General features: G+C 60.4%; 1 pseudogene. It reads right to left on the bottom strand.

Features of this window, described 5'->3' with window-relative positions:
• A pseudogene (locus tag MJ643_RS31400) lies at positions 1-196 on the bottom strand (porphobilinogen synthase); the annotation flags it as partial.
• Positions 197-212 lie beyond the last annotated feature (16 nt).

The following is a 212-nucleotide window of genomic DNA, read 5'->3' on the forward strand; positions in this document are numbered from 1 at the left end:
GATAGGGAAGCCCCGGCTTGACCATCAGCATGTCGGCGCCTTCCTCGACATCGAGAGCAGCGTCGCGCACGGCTTCGGTGCCGTTCGCCGGGTCGATGTAATAGGTCTTCTTGTCACCCTTCAAGAGGCCGCTGGTCGAGATCGCCTCGCGATAGGGACCGTAGTGACAGGAGGCAAATTTCGTCGCGTAGGACATGATGCCGACACTCTGG

Source organism: Pseudomonas sp. PNPG3, assembly GCF_023093815.1.
Classification (GTDB): domain Bacteria; phylum Pseudomonadota; class Gammaproteobacteria; order Pseudomonadales; family Pseudomonadaceae; genus Aquipseudomonas; species Aquipseudomonas asiatica.